General features: G+C 55.1%; 15 protein-coding genes. 13 read left to right on the forward strand and 2 right to left on the reverse strand.

The genetic code is table 11. The features are described 5' to 3' along the window. Nucleotides 1-123: 123 nt before the first annotated feature. Genes AS89_RS17370 through AS89_RS0111060 form a run of 3 tightly spaced genes read left to right on the forward strand, consistent with a single transcriptional unit; the run spans nucleotide 124 to nucleotide 3,528 of the window. Complete coding sequence (locus tag AS89_RS17370) at nucleotides 124-1,608, forward strand: NlpC/P60 family protein (protein WP_237709674.1); 1,485 nt, start codon at nucleotides 124-126, stop codon at nucleotides 1,606-1,608. Between the two features lie 11 nt (nucleotides 1,609-1,619). Beyond that, the gene (locus AS89_RS0111055; protein ID WP_010132694.1) at nucleotides 1,620-2,714 is read left to right on the forward strand and encodes a dipeptide epimerase; all 1,095 of its coding nucleotides are present in this window, start codon (nucleotides 1,620-1,622) and stop codon (nucleotides 2,712-2,714) included. Nucleotides 2,715-2,748: 34 nt separating this feature from the next. Continuing rightward, nucleotides 2,749-3,528: a MurR/RpiR family transcriptional regulator gene (locus AS89_RS0111060; RefSeq protein ID WP_010132695.1), complete on the forward strand. Its 780-nt coding sequence runs from the start codon at nucleotides 2,749-2,751 to the stop codon at nucleotides 3,526-3,528. 203 nt (nucleotides 3,529-3,731) lie between these two features. Here AS89_RS0111060 and AS89_RS0111065 read toward each other — a convergent pair whose 3' ends face one another. Beyond that, nucleotides 3,732-5,228 carry a transglutaminase-like domain-containing protein gene (locus AS89_RS0111065; RefSeq protein ID WP_237709675.1) on the reverse strand — a complete coding sequence of 499 codons (1,497 nt, stop codon included), beginning with the start codon at nucleotides 5,226-5,228 and terminating at the stop codon, nucleotides 3,732-3,734. Between the two features lie 150 nt (nucleotides 5,229-5,378). On the opposite strand from AS89_RS0111065, the gene AS89_RS17375 reads away from it, so the two are divergent. The 10 genes from AS89_RS17375 (at nucleotide 5,379) to AS89_RS0111115 (ending at nucleotide 19,472) form a co-directional block, all read left to right on the forward strand. Further along, a complete protein-coding gene (locus AS89_RS17375; protein ID WP_158217359.1) occupies nucleotides 5,379-6,995 on the forward strand; it encodes a serine hydrolase in 1,617 nt (538 codons plus the stop codon). 207 nt (nucleotides 6,996-7,202) lie between these two features. Beyond that, nucleotides 7,203-8,120 carry a S66 peptidase family protein gene (locus tag AS89_RS0111075; RefSeq protein WP_010132698.1) on the forward strand — a complete coding sequence of 306 codons (918 nt, stop codon included), beginning with the start codon at nucleotides 7,203-7,205 and terminating at the stop codon, nucleotides 8,118-8,120. A gap of 217 nt (nucleotides 8,121-8,337) precedes the next feature. Continuing rightward, nucleotides 8,338-9,732: a Na+/H+ antiporter NhaC family protein gene (locus AS89_RS0111080; protein WP_010132699.1), complete on the forward strand. Its 1,395-nt coding sequence runs from the start codon at nucleotides 8,338-8,340 to the stop codon at nucleotides 9,730-9,732. A gap of 80 nt (nucleotides 9,733-9,812) precedes the next feature. Continuing rightward, a complete protein-coding gene (locus AS89_RS0111085; protein WP_010132700.1) occupies nucleotides 9,813-11,915 on the forward strand; it encodes an aminotransferase class I/II-fold pyridoxal phosphate-dependent enzyme in 2,103 nt (700 codons plus the stop codon). Beyond that, on the forward strand, nucleotides 11,912-13,765 hold the full coding sequence (locus tag AS89_RS18435) for an exo-beta-N-acetylmuramidase NamZ domain-containing protein (protein ID WP_010132701.1): 1,854 nt from the start codon (nucleotides 11,912-11,914) through the stop codon (nucleotides 13,763-13,765). Before AS89_RS0111085 ends, AS89_RS18435 begins: the two co-directional genes overlap by 4 nt. A gap of 3 nt (nucleotides 13,766-13,768) precedes the next feature. Further along, nucleotides 13,769-14,956: an acyltransferase family protein gene (locus AS89_RS0111095; RefSeq protein WP_010132702.1), complete on the forward strand. Its 1,188-nt coding sequence runs from the start codon at nucleotides 13,769-13,771 to the stop codon at nucleotides 14,954-14,956. 14 nt (nucleotides 14,957-14,970) lie between these two features. Beyond that, on the forward strand, nucleotides 14,971-16,434 hold the full coding sequence (locus AS89_RS0111100; protein WP_237709676.1) for an FAD-linked oxidase C-terminal domain-containing protein: 1,464 nt from the start codon (nucleotides 14,971-14,973) through the stop codon (nucleotides 16,432-16,434). After that, nucleotides 16,427-17,503, forward strand: coding sequence for an FAD-binding protein (locus AS89_RS17385; protein WP_010132704.1), 1,077 nt, complete (start codon nucleotides 16,427-16,429; stop codon nucleotides 17,501-17,503). Before AS89_RS0111100 ends, AS89_RS17385 begins: the two co-directional genes overlap by 8 nt. Next, nucleotides 17,503-18,810: a glycolate oxidase subunit GlcF gene (gene glcF / locus AS89_RS0111110; RefSeq protein WP_010132706.1), complete on the forward strand. Its 1,308-nt coding sequence runs from the start codon at nucleotides 17,503-17,505 to the stop codon at nucleotides 18,808-18,810. The genes AS89_RS17385 and glcF overlap by 1 nt, the downstream gene beginning before the upstream one ends. A 14-nt stretch (nucleotides 18,811-18,824) precedes the next feature. Further along, a complete protein-coding gene (locus AS89_RS0111115; RefSeq protein ID WP_010132707.1) occupies nucleotides 18,825-19,472 on the forward strand; it encodes a C39 family peptidase in 648 nt (215 codons plus the stop codon). 81 nt (nucleotides 19,473-19,553) lie between these two features. On the opposite strand, the gene murQ is transcribed toward AS89_RS0111115, so the two are convergent. Continuing rightward, nucleotides 19,554-20,528 carry an N-acetylmuramic acid 6-phosphate etherase gene (gene murQ, locus AS89_RS0111120; RefSeq protein WP_010132708.1) on the reverse strand — a complete coding sequence of 325 codons (975 nt, stop codon included), beginning with the start codon at nucleotides 20,526-20,528 and terminating at the stop codon, nucleotides 19,554-19,556. Nucleotides 20,529-20,573: the final 45 nt, after the last annotated feature.

Consider the following 20,573-nt stretch of genomic DNA (forward strand, 5'->3'; position numbering starts at 1 on the left):
TTTTTCGTGATGGGCACCAAAAATAGAGCAGTAAAATTTATTCAATAAATAGTCGATCGTCTCAAAATTTTTGAATAATTTATTCGTAATTCGACGGCAAAATTATTATTATCTGTGATGTAAATGGATATAACGATTTCAAAACTCCCTATGAAATTTGCCTTTCTGAATGCCATACCAGCGCCGAATTTCGCTCGGGTAATCGTGACTGGGCTGACCCTTTTAGGGCTCGTGTCTTGCGACGTACACTCGGGTAAGACCAGTGGGCAAGAATCTGCTTCGCTGGATGTGGCTGCGCAGTCTGCTTACGTTTCGGATGTGCCGAAGCTGACCGAGGCCATGCTGGATGTTGCGTTTTGGCAAGAAAAGATTGAACGGGATACGGCGCGGTTAAGTTATGCAGAAGTAGGCATGCTGAACTCCGAGAGTCTCTCTCAAGATACTTACCTGCATGACCTTTCGTCTTTCCCTGAAGTGCTGACCCATCAGCAGGTGGTTGAACTGATCGATCAGGTGAGTCGCCCGGCTTCCTCGCCGCGTTATCACGTGGACGGGCGCCTGGTTTCGGAGCAGGATTATGCGGCACTGGAGGCTGCGGTGCAGCGTGTTGCAGTCCCGGACTCGGTCGAAGTGCAGTGGGGGGTGGTGGTTACACGAGCAAGCATGCGTAGTTATCCGACTACCACACGTGTGCTGAAGAGCATCGATGATGCCGACCTGGATCGTTTTCAGGAGACCGGTGTTTTTCCGGGACAGCGCCTCGCAATTTTGCACGAGAGTGCCGACGGAGAGTGGTGGTTTGCGGTGAACTACCACTACGCCGCGTGGGTGCCAAAAACTGCGGTGGCAATTGGGGTCCGTGAACAAATTAATACTTGGCATGAGGATGCGCACCGGCTGACGGTTACAGGCTCTCAGGTCAAAACCAATTACAACCCGGTAGACTCCAGAACCTCCGAGGTCGTTTTGGATATGGGAGTGTCGCTGCCGTTATTGAGTGCTGCGGACGTTGGTCACAACATCAATGGGCAAAACCCGCATGCCAGTTATATTGTGTCGTTGCCTGTACGAGGTGAAGCGGGTGTGCTGGAGTTTGCACCCACGCTGATCGGGCGTGCGCAGGATGTCTCCGTGGGCTTGCTGGAATATCGGCCCGCGCTCGTTTTGCAGCAAGCATTCAAGTTTCTTGGCGAGCGCTACGGCTGGGGGCACGATTACAATGGTCGTGACTGCACCGGCTTTGTGGGTGAGGTATACAAGTCCTTTGGAATCCTGATGCCACGTAACTCCGGGCAGCAGGGCAAAAGTCATTTTGCACCGACGAAGCGCTTTGCCGCAGGGGATGATGTGGCCAGAGCTGAAGCCTTGGCTGAGCTTCAAGTCGGCGACCTAATTTATATTCCAGGTCATGTGATGATGTATATCGGCACCATCGATGGGGAGCCTTTTGTTATCCATGATGTGACCGGGCTCAGTTATTACCAGAAGGACGAGTCTTTCTATCGGGGTACCTTGTCGGGCGTATCGATTACTCCTCTGACGCCACTGTATTTGAATAAAGAAAAAAGTTTTGTGGATGGCATCTACGCCATAAAAACCATAATTTGATCGGTAAAGCCATGAAAATTGTTGACGTAAAACTGGGCATGCTGCGTGTTCCTCTCATTACTCCATTCAAGACCGCGTTGCGGACCGTTGAATGTGTCGAGGATGTTGTGGTGATGTTGGAAACCGATACCGGGCATATTGGCTACGGTAACGCACCGGCTACCGCGGTTATTACTGGTGATACGCACGCGTCGGTCATTGAGGCGGTGCGCAGTGTGTTTACGCCGCTGCTGCTCGAGCGCAATGTCGCAGACCTGAACCAGCTTACGCGGCAGATCCAGGGAGCGATGATCAATAACACCAGTGCCAAGGCGGCGGTGGAGATCGCGCTGTTTGATCTGTTTGCCCAGAGCTACAAAACGCCCCTGTACAAGATACTTGGTGGTGGTGAGAGCAGCCTGACGACGGATATCACCATTAGCGTCGACTATATCGACAAAATGGTCGCCGACGCGGAGAGTGCCGTCGAGCGTGGTTTTGAAATCCTCAAGTTGAAAGTAGGCAAAGATATCGGCCTTGATATCGAGCGTATTAAAGCGGTTTATTCTGCAGTGAAAGGCCGTGCACTATTGCGCTTGGATGCCAACCAGGGGTGGACGCCAAAAGAGGCGGTTCTGGCTATAAAGGGCCTCGAGGATGCCGGCGTGCTACTCGAACTCGTCGAGCAGCCGGTCAAGGCCAACAACCTGGACGGTATGCGCTATATCGCCGAGCGTGTAAGAACGCCGATTATGGCGGATGAGAGTGTATTTGGTCCGCGCGAAGTGATGCAGGTTATTGGTCAGCGTGCGGCGGATATCATCAATATTAAATTGATGAAGACTGGCGGTATTTCCAATGCCCTCAGAATCGCAGATATCGCGGATTTGAACGATGTGGACTGCATGGTGGGTTGCATGTTGGAAACCAGTATTGGGGTTTCCGCTGCAGCACACGTGGCAGCAGCAAAGGCACCAGTGGTGTCCAAATTGGACCTGGATGTGCCTTCGTTGTGTAAATTTGACCCCGTGGTCGGTGGCGCTAGCTATAAGGATGCGGATATCATTCTGAATGAAACGCCGGGCCTGGGTGTTGAAAAGATTGAGGGCCTGCAGCTTCTGGCCTGAGTGCCAGTTTGACGCGGAGTAACTTGGTACCCCCATGAACTGTCTGTTGAAAATGCGCGCGATGCGCGAACAGTTATCGGTAAACGAGCGCAAGCTCGCGGATTTTATTCTGGATAACACGCAGTTGCTGCGCGATTACTCGTCCTCGCAGTTAGCCGATGCCGTGGGGGTAAGTCAGTCCAGTGTGGTCAAATTCTCGCAAAAGCTTGGGTATCGCGGTTATCCGAGCCTAAAGCTGGCGGTATACGAGTCTTATGCCGGCGCAGGTATTGCGAACGATGAGGACCACTCCCGGCATCTGGGGCAGGCAAATAGCCCGCTAAGCACTTTGGGGCAGAAGAAGCTCGAGGTGCTTGAGAATACAGTCAATATCAATGAGTCAGAGCAATTGTCCGCGGCAATTCAGGCAATTCGTTCGGCTCGCTGTATCCAGGTTTCGGCGTGCGCGGGGTCTGTTTCCGTCGCGCGCTACCTGACCCACCAGCTGCTCGAGCTGGGTTGTTGGGCCGTATTTGATGAGGGTGGCCAGTTGCAGCACAAAATTGCGGACTCGCTGCGCGATGATGATTTGCTGTGTATTTTGTGTGACTTCGGCGGGGAGGAGTCTCTGGTAGAAGTGGCTAACCGCGCCCGTGAGCACGGTGTGAAAGTCTTGAGCCTGACTCGCTATAACTACAATGCGGCGAGTATTCATTCGGATATTCGACTGTATGTCGTACCCTCGGAAGACGATGAAGCGCTCCAGCGTTTGCTGTTTCGCTCTGCGCAGTTACATGTGATTGAGGGGCTGATTAGTGGCCTGCTTGAAGGCTGAGGTTGCGAGCGCGTTTTTGCTTTAGATACCGTTGCGCGCCCCCCAGGGTGGGAAGGTAAAGGTCAGACGTAAAGCTGCTATAAGCAATAATAAGCAGTAATAAGCAGTAATAAGCAGTAATAAGCGATAAAAAGGGCCGCTCGGTATGATCCGGCGGCCCTTTTCTGTAGGTGGGTTTATAGGCGGGTGATTTGACACCTTTGTTAATTGGCGTCTCCGCTGCTATCAACCGGCTTCCAATCCATGTTGTAACTCCACTGGTCAAAGTAGAGATTACCTCCACGCCATTCCACTTCACCGCGCTGACTGTCGACGGTTTCGGAGCGGAAGTGCTGCTTGGCGGGGAAGAAAGGCTGGCTGTAATCGGTATTGAAAATCAGCCGATAGCTGTCCAGGCCCCCAAGGTAAAACCAGCGCTCTGCCTCTTTCTCGCTATCTAGCACACCATGGGTCACGTCCATGGGCATCCAGCCGTAGGGTGCGAGGTAAAACTCTCCCCAGTCGTGCATCGTATCAAAGCCCTCGGGGGAAAACTCCCAGCCGGATTCCCATCGCGCAGGTATGCCATTCATGCGCAAGAGTGTGATCAGCAGCAGGGTTTGCTGCCCGCAGTCTGCATGGCCTGCCTGTGCGGCATATTGGCTGATATTGCGAATCGTGGAGTACTCGCGTGCGCCAGCCCAGGGGATTTGATCGACGTAGGTAAACAGCTTCTGTGCGATGCGGTAGGGGTTGGTCTCATCCCCGACGATTTTTTCTGAAAGCGCGCGCAGTTCCGGGGTGAACTGGATGTGTGGTGCGCGCTCGGAGAGGTAGGTCGTGAGGTTTTCACTGGTTGCGGCCTGAGTGCTCACCGGTTTCACCGCATCGGCTTCAATTTCGGTAAACCGCGACAGACTGTCGAATGCGTAACGTACAGAAAACTCGGTGGGTACACCTTTCTCAGCGACTCGCTCCATATAGATAGTGCGTTGTGCCTGACTCTTCGGTGCCAGTTGGTTTTTTGCTGGTGCGCTGGAGAGGAGGGCGACCTGCTCCTGGCGTCCGGCAATTTCTTGCGGGAAGGGTAGCCAGGCACGAATCATTTCGCCCGCGGGTACTGCGTCTGCGTCGACGGTGAGTGAGTAAGTTACCTCAAAGCGCTGTTTTAAAGGCGCCTTGGCCTGTTGGTGAGCGTCTACTACCGCCGCGTGGTGCGGATGGAGGTGATACAGCGGTGCCTTGTCGGTGAAGCGACGGTAGTCATTCGTGCGCGCCGCTGCTTCATTGGATACATGCACAAGGTTGTAGGCGGCCTTGCGAAAATAACGGCGCTCACCATTGATAACCTTGTATTCGAGTAATCCTTCGCTATTCCACTGGCTAACATCTTTCTCGGTGGCGTCAGGGATGTAGCGCTGTATGGAGCCCAGCAGATCTTCCTGCTTCAGTGTGAACTCCATCTCAATTCGGCGCATGCGTTCCGCTTCGAACGCGAGTGCCGACGCGACTTCCTCGTGCGTGCTGTCATCTCGCATTTGCTGAATTACCGATTTTGCACTTTGATAGTTTCCCTGATCGACCTGTGCGCGCACTGCGGCCAGATTGTAGCCGCTCGTTTCAGCGCTATGCGCGACTCCAGAGGAGAGAATGCCTACCGCAATTGCCAGGGGGCGGGCTAATTTGCCCAAATTGATGTGGGAAAGGTTGCTCGTTCTCACGGTATGCTCCGCCAATAATTCAACAGGAATAATTTATTATTTACATAAATTTTCATGGTTGATAAATTATTCGGATGTTGGCGATACGTCAAGGCTGTGACGTGTCGATTCGCCCCTTCTTTATCTGTGTCTGCGGAGTACATCGTGACCATGCGCCGTTTTACAACGATTACCCTGTGTGTTTTTTCATCACTTGGCTTCAGTTTGCTCGGTGGCTGTGACAACAAGCCGCCTGGCGAAGCCGATACCGTGGCGTACATAGAGAAGGTGCTGGATCAGGAGCGGGTGCCGGGTGCGGCCGTTGCCATCTGGCATCGCGGTGAGCAGGTGTTGATGAAAGGGTTCGGGGTAACGAATGTCGATAACCCTCGACCAGTCGATGAACACACTTTGTTCAAGCTAGCCTCGACCAGTAAGGCGTTTACGACCGCGGCACTCGGTCTGCTGGTTGAGGAGGGAAAACTGGATTGGGATGGCCGTGTTGTGGATTACCTTCCCCAGTTTCGCATGGGCGACCCCTGGATTACGGCAGAATTCCGTGTAGTGGACTTATTGACGCACCGCTCGGGCCTTGGGCCCGGAGCGGGCGATCTGATGCTGTGGCCCCAGCCGAATACGTATAGCCGCGAAGACGTGTTAAAGGGAATTGAATTTTTACCGATTAACCGGCGTTTCCGCGCGGATTATGCCTATGACAACCTGCTTTATATTGTCGCCGGTGAGCTGATTGCCGCGGTGTCAGGCTTGAGCTACGAGGATTTTGTGCAACAGGAACTGCTGGCGCCCCTGGCGCTGGGTAACTGTTATGCAGGCCCGGTTCCGGCCGACGCGCGCACAAATCTTGCCGACCCCCATAGGCTCGAAGCCACAGGTGCTGAGGGTGGCAAATTGGTAGTGGATACGCCCAACCTGGCCGGCTTCGAGCCGATCGTTCTCGCTGCGGCGGGGGGGATGCATTGCAGTGCATCCGACATGCTTACCTGGTTGCGTACACATTTGGCCGGTGGACAAATGCCCAGCGGCAATCAATTGTTTACCCAGCAGACTCGCGACCGCTTGTGGCGGCCCGAGACGTTGATGCCATTGTCAGAGTCCCGCGCCGCGCGCGACGGCGGTCATTTCTATGCCTATGCATTGGGTTGGCGTGTGCAAGATATGCATGGCAAGAAAGTCGTGCATCATACCGGGTCATTGTCGGGAATGTATGCGTGGGCGGCGATGGTACCGGAGGAAGACCTGGCAATTGTTGTGTTGATGAATCGCAGTGCGGGTGCAGCGCGGCAGGCTCTGATTTACGGCCTGCTCAAGCCCTACCTGAATGCGCCGGAAAAGGACTGGCTCGCGTATTTCCAGCAGCTTTACGGCACGCCGACAGAGGCCGTGGAGCCGGAGGCGCTCACCGCGCCGGTCGGCTTTACCCGGGTTTCAACGCCGGAGCTACTGGGGCTGTATCGTGACCCCTGGTTTGGCGACATCAAAATCGTAGACGAGCAGGGTGTGTTGCGCTGGTACGCGCTGAAGTCTCCGCGCCTGGCCGGCACAATGAAGGCGGCCGGGGACGGCGTTTGGGGAGTGGACTGGGATGACCGCAGTCTCAATGCCGATGCCTGGGTAATGGCTGATCGCACTGAGTCCGGCGTGCTACTGCTAACCATGCAAGCCAAGTCCCGAGGTACGGATTTCAGTTACGACTTCCATGATCTCAGGTTTGAGCAGGTTTCCGGGGCCGAATCGGCAGAAATACCGGTCGTTTCCTCAATACAATAATTTTCCCCAAGATATACATTACGAACGACGCGTTTTTAGGAGGCTGCTATGCAACGGCGCACGCTTATTCAATCCCTGGTTTCAGCACCCCTGCTGGCAGCTGGGGCATCCGCGGCTACTGCAGGCGCGGCTGACCTATCGAGCGCTGGTTTCAGTAGCCAAACAGAAGGTGAGGGGTTGTTGCGGCCCAAACGCTTGAAACCCGGAATGACTGTGGGATTGGTGACGCCAGCAAGTAACGCCTGGGAGGATGAAGATATCCGTTTTGCCGGCGATGTCGTGCGATCGTTAGGGTTTGAAGTAAAGGAAGCCGCGAACCTGTATCGTCGCTCCCAATACCTTGCAGGGCCAGACGAGGCCCGTGCGCAAGACTTGAATACGATGTTTGCAGATCCCGACGTGGACGCAGTGTTCTGCCTGCGCGGTGGCTATGGTACCCCGCGGATCCTGCCGATGCTCGACTACGGGCTCATTCGCCGCAATCCCAAGATCCTGCTGGGCTATAGCGATATCACCGCGCTGCTGAATGCGATCTATCATCGCAGCGGGGTGATGACATACCATGGCCCCATTGCTGCACAAAATTTCACCGAGTATACGCTGGCCGAGTATCAGAAAGTGCTGGTGGATGCGCAGTCCAGGGTATTGCTCGGTGCGCCTCCGGCATTTGAGGTGTCTCCGGGACGGGTTGAGAAGCGCAATCGCATTACCCGTTTTGCTGGCGGTGTTGCCCGAGGGCGCCTGATCGGTGGCAATCTGTCGTTAATGGCAAGCTTGGTTGGCACCCCGTTTGAGCCGGATTACCGCGGTAAAATCCTGTTTCTGGAAGACGTCGGCGAAGCGCCCTATCGAGTGGATCGCATGCTTACTCAGCTCTGGTTAGCGGGTAAATTGCAGCAGGTTGCTGGCATTGTCTTTGGCAAGTTCACCGAAACCGGTACCGATGGCAATACCTTTAGTATCGAGCACGTGTTGCGAGAGCGTACCGCTAGCCTGGGTATACCGGTTGTTCGGGGCCTGATGATTGGTCACGTGGATGACCAGACAGTGGTGCCGGTGGGCGCATTGGCCGAACTGGACGGCGAAGAGGGTACCCTGACTCTGCTGGAGCGGCCGTTGGCCTGATCGCTCGATACGGTCCATGTGGTTTTGATCCAAGTGGTTTTTGATCCATTTGGGTTTGGTTCCATTTGGGTATCGGTCGCAGCGATAAGTGCCGACATTTCCCCTGTGTGGTCTGCTGGTAGCATGCGGTAGCTTGCAACACTTTGCGGTGGTTGCCGGTGGGCCCCTCACAAATCATAAATAAATTATAAAAAGATGCTTTTAGGCTCCTGCTCCTATGAATGAACTTACCTGGTTGACGTTACTTCCCCCATTTATTGCTATCGGCTTGGTACTGCTCACTCGCCAAGTCTACCTGGCTTTGTTTGCAGGTATTTGGCTTGGATTTTTCTTGCTGAATGGTTCCGGTTTTTTCCCATCCCTCGCCGAGGCATTGGATGGGGTACTGGGCGTCCTTGCCAACCCGGGTGATGCGCGGGTGGTGATGTTTACGTTGGTGATCGGCGCCTTCATTATTACTCTGGAGCGTTGCGGGGCGGTAAGCGGTTTTGTGCGCTTTTTGGAACGCAGCCGCTGGGTCACCAATGGCAAGCGTGCGCAGTGGATGGCGTGGCTGACAGGGATTGTGATATTTATCGAATCCAATATCACTGTGCTGGTAGCCGGTACCGTTTCCCGCCCGTTATTTGATCGCTTCCGTGTGGCTCGTGAAAAGCTTGCCTATATTATCGACTCAACTTCCGCGCCAATATGTATGCTGATACCGCTGAATGCGTGGGGTGCATTCAACCTTGGCCTGCTCGATGGTCTCGGCGTCCAGGATCCGCTAAAAGTGCTGCTCGCCAGTATTCCGCTGAATCTCTATGCGATCACCGCGGTATTGCTCACTGCCTATACAATTTCTCGCGATTACAACCCGGGCCCCATGGCAAAAGCCCAGGCGCGCACCAGCGGAGGCGATGCTGATGGTATTGATATCGGCGCTAGCTTGGGTGAAAAAAGCCACGTAAAGCCACGTGCTTTCAATATGTTGTTGCCTGTGCTGGTGCTCATCCTGGCGATGCCAATCAGTTTGTGGATCACCGGAGACGGAAAGATTTTTGAAGGATCCGGTTCTACCTCTGTGCTGTGGGCTTCGCTTGCCGCCCTGGCGACAGTTTCCTTCCTGGTTCTACTGCAGCGCACTATGACGCTGGATGAGCTCAGTCATACCTGGATGGAAGGTGCGGGGCGTATGCTGCCGTTAGCCATCATCCTGATTCTCGCATTGGCATTGGGCTCTATTTCCAAAACCCTCGGTACTGGCCAGTACGTAGCCGGTCTGGTGGGTGACGCCATACCGCTGGGTTTACTGCCAGTGGTGATCTTCCTGGTGTCTGGGGTGATCGCTTTCTCTGTAGGTTCCAGCTGGGGCACTTTTTCGATCATGCTTCCGATTGCGATTCCTGTAGCGAGTGCGCTGGGGGCCGAGCCGGCATTATTTGTTGCTGCGGTACTGTCTGGGGGCATTTTCGGCGATCACAGTTCCCCCATATCTGATACGACCATTGTGTCCTCGCTTGCCGCCGGCACCGAGCATATCGACCATGTGCGTACCCAATTACCCTATGCATTGCGCGCCGGTGTGGTGAGCGCGTTCGGCTTTATCGCCCTTGGTTATTTGATGCTGTGAAGTAGCAGGGCGCGCGGGTTTTCTGAGCGCGCCTGAATATCAAATTATCCATAATGCGAAATACGAAGAGTTTTGAAGTGATGAAAAAAAGTCCATGTGAAATCGTGCTACTGACCATGGATAGCGATTTTGCATCCCGCTGGTTAACCGAGCTGACACCCCTGGCCGAGAATGATGCGGAAGCGCCGCTTGCCCTCAAGTTCGTACACGCGCAATACCAGGACCTTGTTTCTGTGCTGCACGCCGGCGATACGCAGATTCTTGTTCTTGATGATGTCAGCTTGGGCGACCAGACAGCACGCTCTGCACTGAATGCGGTGCGCTTGCAAAGAGCGGAAATTGATTGTGTGCTGCTGACTGGCGCCAATGATGCACAGCAGGAAGGTTTCGAGTGTGTTATTTCACGCGGCGAGTCAAATTATGGCGTGGTATACCGTACCTTGCGGCGAATCCTGCTGGAACGTATCGCCACACCGTTTGCCGATGCATTGCGCGAGTACGTCTTCGCGGCACGTGATTCCTGGCACACCCCGGGCCATTCCAGTGGTGACAGCCTCAGTAGCAGCCCATGGATATCCGATTTCCACCGGTTTATGGGTGAGCATGTTTTCAATACGGATCTTTCTGTCAGTGTGAAAATGCTGGATTCGTTGATGGATCCCATTAGTGTTATTCGTCAGGCACAACAGCTAACGGCCAAAACCTTCGGTGCACGGCATAGCTATTTCGTTACCAACGGCACGTCTACCTCCAACAAGATTGTGCTGCAGCATCTGTTGCGCCATGGAGATAGGGTCGTGGTTGACCGCAACTGCCATAAATCGGTTCATCACGCCATGATTATGAGTGGTGCGGTACCGGTATATCTGGAATCGGCGGTCAATCAGCACTACGGGATCTATGGGCCAGTACCACAGAGTGAAATTTTTGCGGCAATTGACCGTACGCCCGGTGCACGATTGTTGGTGCTCACTTCCTGTACCTATGACGGCCTGCGTTATGACCTGAAGCCGATCATTGAATATGCCCATGCTGCGGGTCTCTTCGTGTTGATTGATGAGGCCTGGTATGCCCATGGTCGCTTCCATCCAGAAATGCGCCCAACCGCGCTGGAATGTGGTGCGGATTTCGTTACCCAGTCAACGCACAAGATGCTCTCTGCATTTTCTCAGGCCAGTATGATCCATGTCGGTGATTTTGGCTGGCGTGAGGACGTGGACGATGCTGCGTGTTTTGATGCGGCAGGTTTCCGCGAAGACATCAATATGCATACCTCCACCAGTCCGCAGTACGGCATGATTGCGAGCTTGGATGTCGCGCGAAAGCAAATGAGTATTGAGGGCTTTAGTGTGCTCGAGCGTACACTCGGCTTTGCCGAGGAGATCCGTGCGTTCGTGCGTGATCACACAGTCTTCAGTAATCTGTCTGCTCTTGACCTCTGTGATGACTCACTCACCGATGATGGGATTCGGCTTGACCCGACGAAGGTCACTATCGATGTTGGCTGCGCGGGTCTGAGTGCCCCGGAAGCGCAGGCGCAACTGTTTACCGATTTCGGTATACAGGTAGAAAAGAATACCCACAACACACTGTCCTTCCTTGTCACCATTGGCACCACTGAAAGCAAAGTGCTGCGCTTGAAACAAGCCCTGCGCAGCCTCTCGGAGAAGGCCAAAAAAAGTAAAACGCAAAAGGCGGCGGTGGCTATAGCGGAGGAAAGCGTTGGGCAGAATCTGCCAGCGCTGAGTGAGATAGTCGCACTGCCGAGAACCGCCTATTTTGCGCAAGGCGAAAAGCTTTCCTGGATGGGGGGTGGTCGCGAATTGCTGATCGGCGCCGTTGCGTGCGATGAAGTCGTACCCTACCCGCCGGGCATCCCGTTGCTGGTGCCTGGCCAGCGAATTACCGCCGAAATTCTCGATGCGATTGCTGCGTTCACCTCCGATCGCACAGATCTTGAAATGCACGGATTGCGCAAGTTAAAAGGTGAGCCCGCTATCCGTGTCTTGACCGTGCAGGAAACCGAGCGCGCGCTTGCAGAGTTTCAGGACGTTGCCCAGTCCTTCAACAGAGACATCGATTCCAGCATGCTCAAGCAACCGTCCTCGGGAAAAAAACAGCGTAAAGCGGCTGCTAGTGACATGAACAGTGACGTGAACACTGACGCGGAGGAACTTGTATGAACCGACTATGGAAGCGTGCAGCGACACTTGTTGCGGTAAGTTGTTTCGTCGCAGCGTGTCAGGACAGTCCCGTCGACGCCCCTCAGGGTGATCGTCAGGAGTCGCATGGTGTAACTCACATCGCACCGCAGTTTGTTTCGGTTGATGCGAGCAATATCAAGGTAGCGATGCGCTACTTCACCGCGGATAACCTGGTAGGCGAGCCTCTCGATGGCTACAAAGCGAATGTATGCCTGCTGGCCGCTGATGCGGAGGCAGCACTACAGAAGGTGGCAGCCCGGCTTGCCAGTGAGGGGCTCGGAATTGAGGTGTTCGATTGCTACCGCCCACAGAGCGCAGTAAATCACTTTGTGCGTTGGGCGGCGGCGCCTGAGGATCATTCGACAAAAGCTGATTTCTACCCGCGTGAAGAAAAGTCGCAGATGTTCGAGCGTGGTTATATCGCCGAGCGCTCTGGGCACAGCCGCGGTGCTACCATTGACTTGACCTTGTACCGCCTCGATAGCGGTGAAGCGCTGGATATGGGTACTGGTTTTGACTTTATGGATGAGCGTTCGGCCACGGAATATCCGTTGGAGGACGCCCAAGCCATAGCCAATCGCTTTAAGTTGCGCGACGTGATGGCCGCCGAAGGATTTGTTAATTATTCTCAGGAATGGTGGCACTACACCTTCAAGCCAGAGCCATTTCCCGAAAGTTACTTCGATGTGCCGGTTGACCACTCCAGCATAACCCAGCCGCAGGTCACTTCGTTGCGTACCGGTGCAGAGCAATCTGAGCTCTATTTACCCTTGGTGAAAGACCAGCGGGTGGGCCTGGTCGTAAACCAGACTTCGCGGGTTGGCGACACCCACCTCATTGATTTCCTGCGCGAGAAAAATGTGGGCGTCGAGCGCATTTTTGCACTGGAACATGGTGTGCGCGGGAATGTGGAAAATGGTGGGAAAATCGATGATGGTATCGATGGTCCCAGCGGTTTGCCAATCGTCTCCCTGTACGGTGGCAAGTATACGCCAACCCCGGAAAGCCTGGCGAATTTAGACTGGCTAGTGTTCGATATTCAGGATGTCGGTGTTCGCTTCTATACCTATATCAGCTCTCTGCACTATTTAATGCAGGCCTGTGCGGACAACGGCGTACCTCTGCTGGTTTTGGATCGCCCCAATCCAAATGGTGATTATGTCGATGGTCCTATCCTCGAGGAGGAGTTTCGGAGTTTTGTGGGCATGCACCCGATCCCACTTGTGCATGGCATGACGGTGGGCGAACTGGCGCAAATGATCAACGGTGAAGGATGGCTGGAAGGTGAGGGCCAGTGTGCGCTGACGGTGATTCCGGTGGCCGGCTACCGCAAAAGCATGGCATATGGGTTACCGGTGAGGCCATCGCCAAATCTTCCCAATGACCTTTCTATTCGCCTGTACCCCTCGTTGGGGTTATTCGAAGGAACAACCGTCAGCGTGGGACGTGGAACGGATTTTCCATTTCAGGCTCTGGGGCACCCCGCCGACCGTGAGGGTAAGTTTTTATTCACACCGCAACCGGTCCCCGGTGCCAGTGAAAACCCTAAACACAAAGGTGTGGAACTGCATGGCGACGACTTGCGGTCAGCGGATGCGCAGAGCCGCTTTAGTCTGGAGCCTCTGCTGAGCTGGTCCCAGCGTACTGGCGAGACCCCGCAAGACTTCTTTTCCCGTGCTGCATTTTTTGACAAGTTGGCGGGCACGGATTCATTGAGGAAGGCGGTTATCGCCGGGCAAGATGCAGACCAGATTCGTGCGTCGTGGCAGGACGGGTTGCTGGCATTTCGGGCACAGCGACAACCCTACTTACTCTATCCGGAGGATTGAGCAATGGGGCAGCATCTCAACAAAATCCTTGCCCAGGTACCCCATGGTCGCTTGATGTCGGTCGATTTATTGCGCGGGATCGCGATAGCGGCCATGGTTTTGGTAAATAATCCGGGAAGCTGGTCTTTTGTTTATGCGCCCATGGCGCATGCGCAATGGCACGGCTGGACGCCCACGGACGTGATCTTCCCATTATTCCTGTTTGTTGTGGGCGTATCGATGGTGCTGTCTACCGGCAAGCGAGGCGACTTTCCGCCGGTGGGCTGGGCACAGTGGAGCAGGGCGCTCAAGCTCTTTGCCCTCGGGCTTTTTCTCGCCATCTTTTTTTACAACTTTCGCGATGCGTCGTACAACTGGATTGAGGATCGCCTGGAAGGCATTCGCTGGATGGGTGTGCTGCAGCGCATCGCACTGGTTTACATTTTGTGTTGCTACCTGGTGCGTTGGCTGCCGGCGAAGGGGCTGTTGGTTGCCGCCATATTGTGTAGTGTCGTGCCATGGACACTGATGTTAGTGGTGCCCTACCAGAGTGCCAGTGGAGAAGTCTTTCAGGGGCAGCTGGCATTCGGCAATCATTTCGCAGCCTGGTTGGACCAGTGGCTGTTGGGAAGTGCGCACGTGTATTACCGGGATGCACAGCCCTTTGCTTTTGACCCGGAGGGCGTACTGACTACCTTCTCTGCGGCTTCAACCTGCCTGCTTGGCGTCCTGGCTGCCCTTGCCTGGAAGTCAGCGGATAGCAATGGTGAGGCGCAGCTGCGCCTGTGCCGCAACTGGCTGGTTGCCGGTACGCTGATGGTGTTGGTGGGGCAATTAATGCACTCCATCGTACCCATCAACAAGGCCTTGTGGTCTCCCAGTTTTGTCCTGGTCACCGCTGGTGTATCCCTGCTGTTGATGGCGGGGCTCTATTACTTGGTCGATATCCGTGAGCGCCGTCGTGCATTGGCCCCTCTGCTGGTGTTTGGTGTTAACGCCATTGCATTGTTTATGCTGGCTGGTGTCGTCGGACGGATCCTCATCATGATCCCAGTAGGCGACGGTACCTTGAAGGGGTGGTTATTTGGCTCTGTATTCCAGCCAATCTTTGGTAGTTACGGCGGTTCACTCGCATTCGCAGCCAGTTGCCTGATCGCGTTTTACTGGGTTATGTGGCAAATGTATCGTCGTCAGATCATCTGGAAGGTTTAGGCGCGGGAGTGAATGTGAGCCATATTGATTCTGCACGTACAGTGGACGAGCAATCCTTTATTGCCGCACTGAAAAAGGTATTCCATGGTGAACGGCTGTTAGTGAGCCGGGAAAACCTTTCACCCTATGAATGCGATGCGTTACCGGTGTATACGACCCAAGCCCTTGCGGTGGCGTTAGCGGAATCCGAACAAGATGTAGTGGAAGCATTGCAGCTGTGCAGGCAGTTCGGCATTCCCGTGGTTTCCCGTGGCGCCGGTACTGGTCTTTCTGCGGGCGCCAAGCCGATTGCGGGTGGGTTGCTGCTGGTGACCGCACCCATGAAGCAAATTCTGGAAGTTGATCCGGTTGCGATGACGGCACGGGTGCAGCCGGGAGCGATAAATCAACAGTTGTCTATTGCCTCTGCACCCCATGACCTTTATTACGCTCCCGATCCGTCGTCGCAAATTGCCTGCTCGATCGGCGGGAATGTGGCAGAGAATGCAGGCGGCGTGCACTGCCTGAAATATGGCGTTACGGTACAGAACGTGCTCTCGGTACGCCTCGTATCTGCGGCCGAGGAAAACTTCGGTGAAGTCATTACCCTCGGCAGCGCGTGTCTCAGCCAGCCGGGCTTCGATTTGTTGGCCTTGGTTCATGGTAGCGAAGGCGGCCTGGGTGTCATTACCGAGGTGACGGTCAAGCTCACACCCGTGCCTGAGCATACCCGCACCTTGATGGCGGATTTCGCCAGTGTTCGACAGGCAGCAGATGCGGTCTCTGCGATCGTGCGCGCCGGTGTTATTCCCGCTGCGCTTGAAATGATGGACAAGCTCGCCATCTCGGCCACGGAAGCGTTTTGCAAGGCAGGCTATAACCTGGATGCCGCTGGTATTTTATTGATCGATCTTGACGGTCATCCCCTCGAAGTCGCGGCCGAGCTGGCCATTGTCGAGAAGGTGCTCGCGGAGTCCGGTGCTGTTACCGTGCATCTCGCCGCGGATGATGAGCAACGCGCGCGTTGGTGGAAGGGGCGCAAAAGTGCCTTCCCGGCGATTGGCCGCCTATCGCCGGATTATTACTGCATCGATGGCACCGTGCCGCGGCACCGGATTGGCGATGTTCTGGAAGCTACCGAGCGCTTTGCTGAGAAGTATGCCCTGCGCGTCGCCAACGTATTCCATGCCGGGGATGGGAATCTTCATCCCATTATCATGTTCGATGGACGCGAGCCTGATGCGCTCGAGCGTACTGAAAAGCTCGCGGCGGATATTCTGGAATACTGCATCGAAGTAGGCGGCACTATTACCGGTGAGCATGGTGTGGGTGTCGAGAAGATCAATCAGATGGCGGTCCAATTCAGTGATGCGGAGCTGGCACAGTTCCGCGCCATCAAGTCGGCACTCGACCCGCACAAGCTGTTGAACCCAGATAAACAAATTCCGAGCCTGGCGCGCTGCCAGGAATACCGTGCGCTGAGGAGTTGTTGTGGTTGATTTTACTGCTCCTCATTTGGTGCGTGATATTTCTGCCGATATCGCTACCCAGATCGCTGCCGCTTATCACGGCAGGGGTGATACTGAATCCTTATGCCTTGGCGGGAGTGCTTCGCGCGCAGCATTTGGCCTGGCTGATCAAGCGACTCTGCCTCTCGCTGGACACACCGGTGTTGTGGATTACCAACCGGAAGAGCTGATCCTGCGTGCCCGCGCGGGAACACCGCTGTCAGAGATAGAGGCGCTGTTGGGCAAACATAATCAACGGTTTGCTGCGGAGATACCCAGCCCCTCTGCGGATAGCACCCTGGGTGGTGCGATTGCCTGTGGTTGGGATGGTCCTGGGCGCGCCTTTGGCGGCGCACTGCGGGACATCGTTCTGGGTTGCCAGCTGGTAAATGGCCGCGGGGAAACCGTGCGATTTGGCGGCCAGGTTATGAAGAACGTGGCCGGGTATGATCTCGCGCGTTTACAAGTTGGCGCACTTGGTACGCTGGGCGCAATACTGGATGTCACTCTCCGTCTGCAGCCACAAGCGGAGTGCACCAAGTCCGTTAGGTTTGAAGTTGCCCCGGCAGGGCTGCATGACTGGTGGCAGCGCACACGTGCCCTGCGGCCGCTGTTATCGGGAACCTGCTATTTTGAAGGTCACCTGCATTTGCGGTTCAGTGGGCGAGAGCGCGCAGTGAACGACGTACTGAAGCAGCTTGGCGGGGAAGAGAGTGGGCTGGACTGGCGTGCACTCATGGATCTCAGGCCAGCATTTTTCCATGGCGAGCGGCTGGCGTGTGCCTATTTACCGCGGTATGCCTCGTTACCGCTCACCACCGGGCAGGCGCTTGTCGAGTGGGAGGGCGCGCGCGTTTGGGTGCGCGATGGTGATCACCTCACCTTAGCCCGTGATGCCGCTGAACTCGGTGGTTTTGTGCGAGTGATGCGTGGCCCCACAGTGAGCTCTGCGGGGACAACCCCGGCTTGGCATCGCGCGCTGAAATCAGCATTGGACCCAAAGGGCGTATTTAATCCTGCCTATTTTGAAAGACACTTCGTCGATGAGGGGGGCGCATAATGCAAGTCAACTTGATCGATGGGTTATTGCAGGACGGCGAAAAGCAACGTGCGGAGCAGGTTTTGAATGCCTGTGTGCACTGTGGGTTCTGTACCGCCACCTGCCCGACGTACCTTCAGGGTGGCAATGAACTGGATAGCCCCCGCGGGCGCATTTACCTCGTGAAAGAAATGCTCGAACGCGGTGAAGCGACCAAGGATACCCGCGAACATCTGGACCGGTGCCTAACGTGTCTGAGCTGTGAAACCACCTGTCCTTCTGGAGTGGAATACCACAAGTTAGTAGCGATCGGCCGTCACACCGTAGAGCGCCTGGCTCCGCGCGCAAAGCGTGACAAACTGGTACGTTGGGGTTTGCGCAAACTCATGGTGACGCGTGACCTGTTTGCGCGCCTGTTACGCGTAGGGCGGCTTTTTTCTTGGCTGCTTCCCGCAAAAATGCGCAGAGTATATTTTGTCGATGCCCAGCGAGCCGACACCAAGCCTCATCTGGAATCGGCGGCTGCCCCTGGTAATTCGCTGCAAAAGGGCACGGTACTGATCGTGCGCGGTTGTGTGCAACCAGCACTGCGCCCGCACACGGACCTGGCATTGTCAAAGGTGCTGGATCACAGTGGTGTGCCGGTGGCTGAGAGCACTTTTGCCAGCTGTTGCGGCGCGGCGAGTTTTCATACCAGCGGTGAAGAAGAGGCCAGAGATCTTGCGCGGGCGAATATCGATGGCTGGTGGAACCTGCACCAGGGAGCTGACGGCAGCGTATTGCGCGCAATTGTATCGACGGCCTCGGGCTGCGGAGTGCACCTGAAGGACTACCCGCACTTGCTGCAGGATGATGATGACTACAGAGAAAAGGCAATTGAATTAGCCCGCCTGGTTAAAGACCCGGTTGAGCTGCTGGAAGAAATATTCTCGAACGCTCCCCCCGCACTTTCGTCGTCGATAGGCGAGCAGCGCCTGGCATTTCACTGCCCGTGTACGCTGCAGCATGGTCAGGGGCTCAACCATCGCGTGGAACGATTGTTGCGCAGGTTGGGTATTACATTGCCCACAATTGCAGACAGCCACCTGTGCTGTGGTTCGGCAGGCACCTATTCGGTATTGCAGCCGGCGATGTCTGAGCGCCTGCGCGAGGAGAAGTTAGCGCATTTGCTGGCAACAGACCCCGATACGGTAATTACCGCGAACATCGGCTGCCAGTTGCACTTGCAGGGTGGCACTGAAAAACCAGTGCGTCACTGGCTGGAAATTGTCGCAGACGCATTGCAGCCTCCGGCAAGCGTCGAGCATGCTGATGAATTGCATAAGTAATAACTGAGGTTGCCATGTCGAAATTACGGATTTTACTGCTGCCTGCACTGCTACTGAGCGCACAGGTATTCGCCGCATGCCCCGAGGGCAAACAGCAGGCTGATACAACGAGTGCGTGTCGCAGCGTGTCGGAGCGGTCGGAAATCCCTTACTGGAGTCAGCTCGACAATGAAAATGAGCCCCTGCGGACCTGCTCCCTCACTTCCATGGCGATGATTACCGATTTTTTCGGGGTCACCAATCCGCAAAAGTTGGGAATGCGTACCCCGGATTATCTTCACCAGTACTTTGGCGGCGTTCTGCAAACGGTACCCGCTTTAAGAGATGGTTTTAACCAGCTGGCGGAGGAAATGGGTAGCCCGGTGCGAAATCATGGCCGGGAGAATGGCACTATTGATGAGTTGCGCAGCCTGGCGTCCCGAGGGATTCCCACGATCATTCACGGCTGGTTTACCGCGTCCGGCCATATTGTCGTGGTGACCGGCTTCGACGGTGAACATTACACGGTGCATGATCCATTTGGTCGCTGGAATCGCGAGAAATGGGGCAGCTATGACACGAGCGTGTCGGGGGAGGGCGTGCGTTATCCGCGGGAAGCCTTTGAATTTGCCATCAACGATAACGGCACCGGCGACGATTTGTGGCTGCATGTCTTCAAGTAAGCAGCCTTCGCTAGAAAAAAAAACCGGGGTATCACCCCGGTTTTTTTTTGCCTATTACGCAGTGCAACGTGAGGTTCGTACTCAGGCAGGTGTACGAATGCGTTCCTTCGCGACCGCGCTGCGGGCCGCTGTGCCGCCTTGTTTCGCCAGCTGCAGTGCTGTGCGTAGGAAGCCGTTTGCCTGATCCAGCGCTGCCTCAGATTCTTTCCGGTCCAGTCCGCTCAAAATAATCATGATGGCGAGTTTTGCATTGTGTTCGCAGCTGCGGAGTACGCGATCGGCCTCTTCCAGTTCGACACCGGTGGCTTCCATAACAATACGTCGCGTGCGGCTAACGAGTTTTTCGTTGGTCGCTTTGACATCAACCATCAAGTTATAAAAACTTTTACCAATACGAATCATGCTGGCAGTGGTGAGCATGTTAAGCACAAGTTTTTGCGCCGTGCCCGCTTTCATCCGTGTAGATCCGGTTAGGATCTCGGGGCCCACTTCCGGCAGTATGGCGATATCCGCTTCTGCGGCAATGGCTGCGGTTTTATTGCAGGACAGTGCGACGGTGGTACAGCCCATTGCGCGCGCATGGCGCAGCCCGCCGATAACATAGGGGGTGCGGCCGCTCGCGGCGATGCCGACGACAACGTCGTCCTTGCACAGATTGATCTTGTCCAGATCCTCGCCCGCAAGAGTAAAGCTGTCCTCCGCGCCTTCCTGTGCGCGGTATACGGCTTCCTCACCGCCAGCAATCAGTGCCACTACCATATCTTCTTCGACGCCATAGGTAGGCGGGCATTCCACGGCATCGAGAATACCCAGGCGACCGCTGGTACCTGCACCCATATAGATCAGTCGGGCACCGGATTTAAACGCTTCTGCAATGGCATCCACCGCACGTGCGATTTGTGGTATTTCACGATGAACGGCCTCGGGCACTTCGCGGTCGGCATTATTAATTTTTTCGAGAATCTTCTCGCTGGAGAGCAGGTCAATATCCAGTGTATCTGGGTTGCGCGCTTCGCTGGTCAGCGTTGCCAGTTCATTAAGCAATTGTGCATTCATGGCTTAGTTGGACTCCAATGTCGTCGCCAATGTTCAGAAGCCGCT

Origin of the sequence: Microbulbifer agarilyticus S89, from assembly GCF_000220505.1 — a bacterium.
Lineage (GTDB): Bacteria > Pseudomonadota > Gammaproteobacteria > Pseudomonadales > Cellvibrionaceae > Microbulbifer > Microbulbifer agarilyticus_B.

What these genes read in the sequence shown, in the direction of transcription:
- AS89_RS0111055 (WP_010132694.1), top strand. Translation starts at nt 1,620, where the DNA reads ATGAAAATTGTTGACGTAAAACTGGGCATGCTGCGTGTTCCTCTCATT.
- AS89_RS18435 (WP_010132701.1), top strand. Translation starts at nt 11,912, where the DNA reads ATGAACCGACTATGGAAGCGTGCAGCGACACTTGTTGCGGTAAGTTGT.
- AS89_RS17375 (WP_158217359.1), top strand. Translation starts at nt 5,379, where the DNA reads ATGCGCCGTTTTACAACGATTACCCTGTGTGTTTTTTCATCACTTGGC.
- AS89_RS0111075 (WP_010132698.1), top strand. Translation starts at nt 7,203, where the DNA reads ATGACTGTGGGATTGGTGACGCCAGCAAGTAACGCCTGGGAGGATGAA.
- glcF (WP_010132706.1), top strand. Translation starts at nt 17,503, where the DNA reads ATGCAAGTCAACTTGATCGATGGGTTATTGCAGGACGGCGAAAAGCAA.
- AS89_RS17370 (WP_237709674.1), top strand. Translation starts at nt 124, where the DNA reads ATGGATATAACGATTTCAAAACTCCCTATGAAATTTGCCTTTCTGAAT.
- AS89_RS0111095 (WP_010132702.1), top strand. Translation starts at nt 13,769, where the DNA reads ATGGGGCAGCATCTCAACAAAATCCTTGCCCAGGTACCCCATGGTCGC.
- AS89_RS0111060 (WP_010132695.1), top strand. Translation starts at nt 2,749, where the DNA reads ATGAACTGTCTGTTGAAAATGCGCGCGATGCGCGAACAGTTATCGGTA.
- AS89_RS0111115 (WP_010132707.1), top strand. Translation starts at nt 18,825, where the DNA reads ATGTCGAAATTACGGATTTTACTGCTGCCTGCACTGCTACTGAGCGCA.
- AS89_RS0111085 (WP_010132700.1), top strand. Translation starts at nt 9,813, where the DNA reads ATGAAAAAAAGTCCATGTGAAATCGTGCTACTGACCATGGATAGCGAT.
- murQ (WP_010132708.1), bottom strand. Translation starts at nt 20,528, where the DNA reads ATGAATGCACAATTGCTTAATGAACTGGCAACGCTGACCAGCGAAGCG.
- AS89_RS0111080 (WP_010132699.1), top strand. Translation starts at nt 8,338, where the DNA reads ATGAATGAACTTACCTGGTTGACGTTACTTCCCCCATTTATTGCTATC.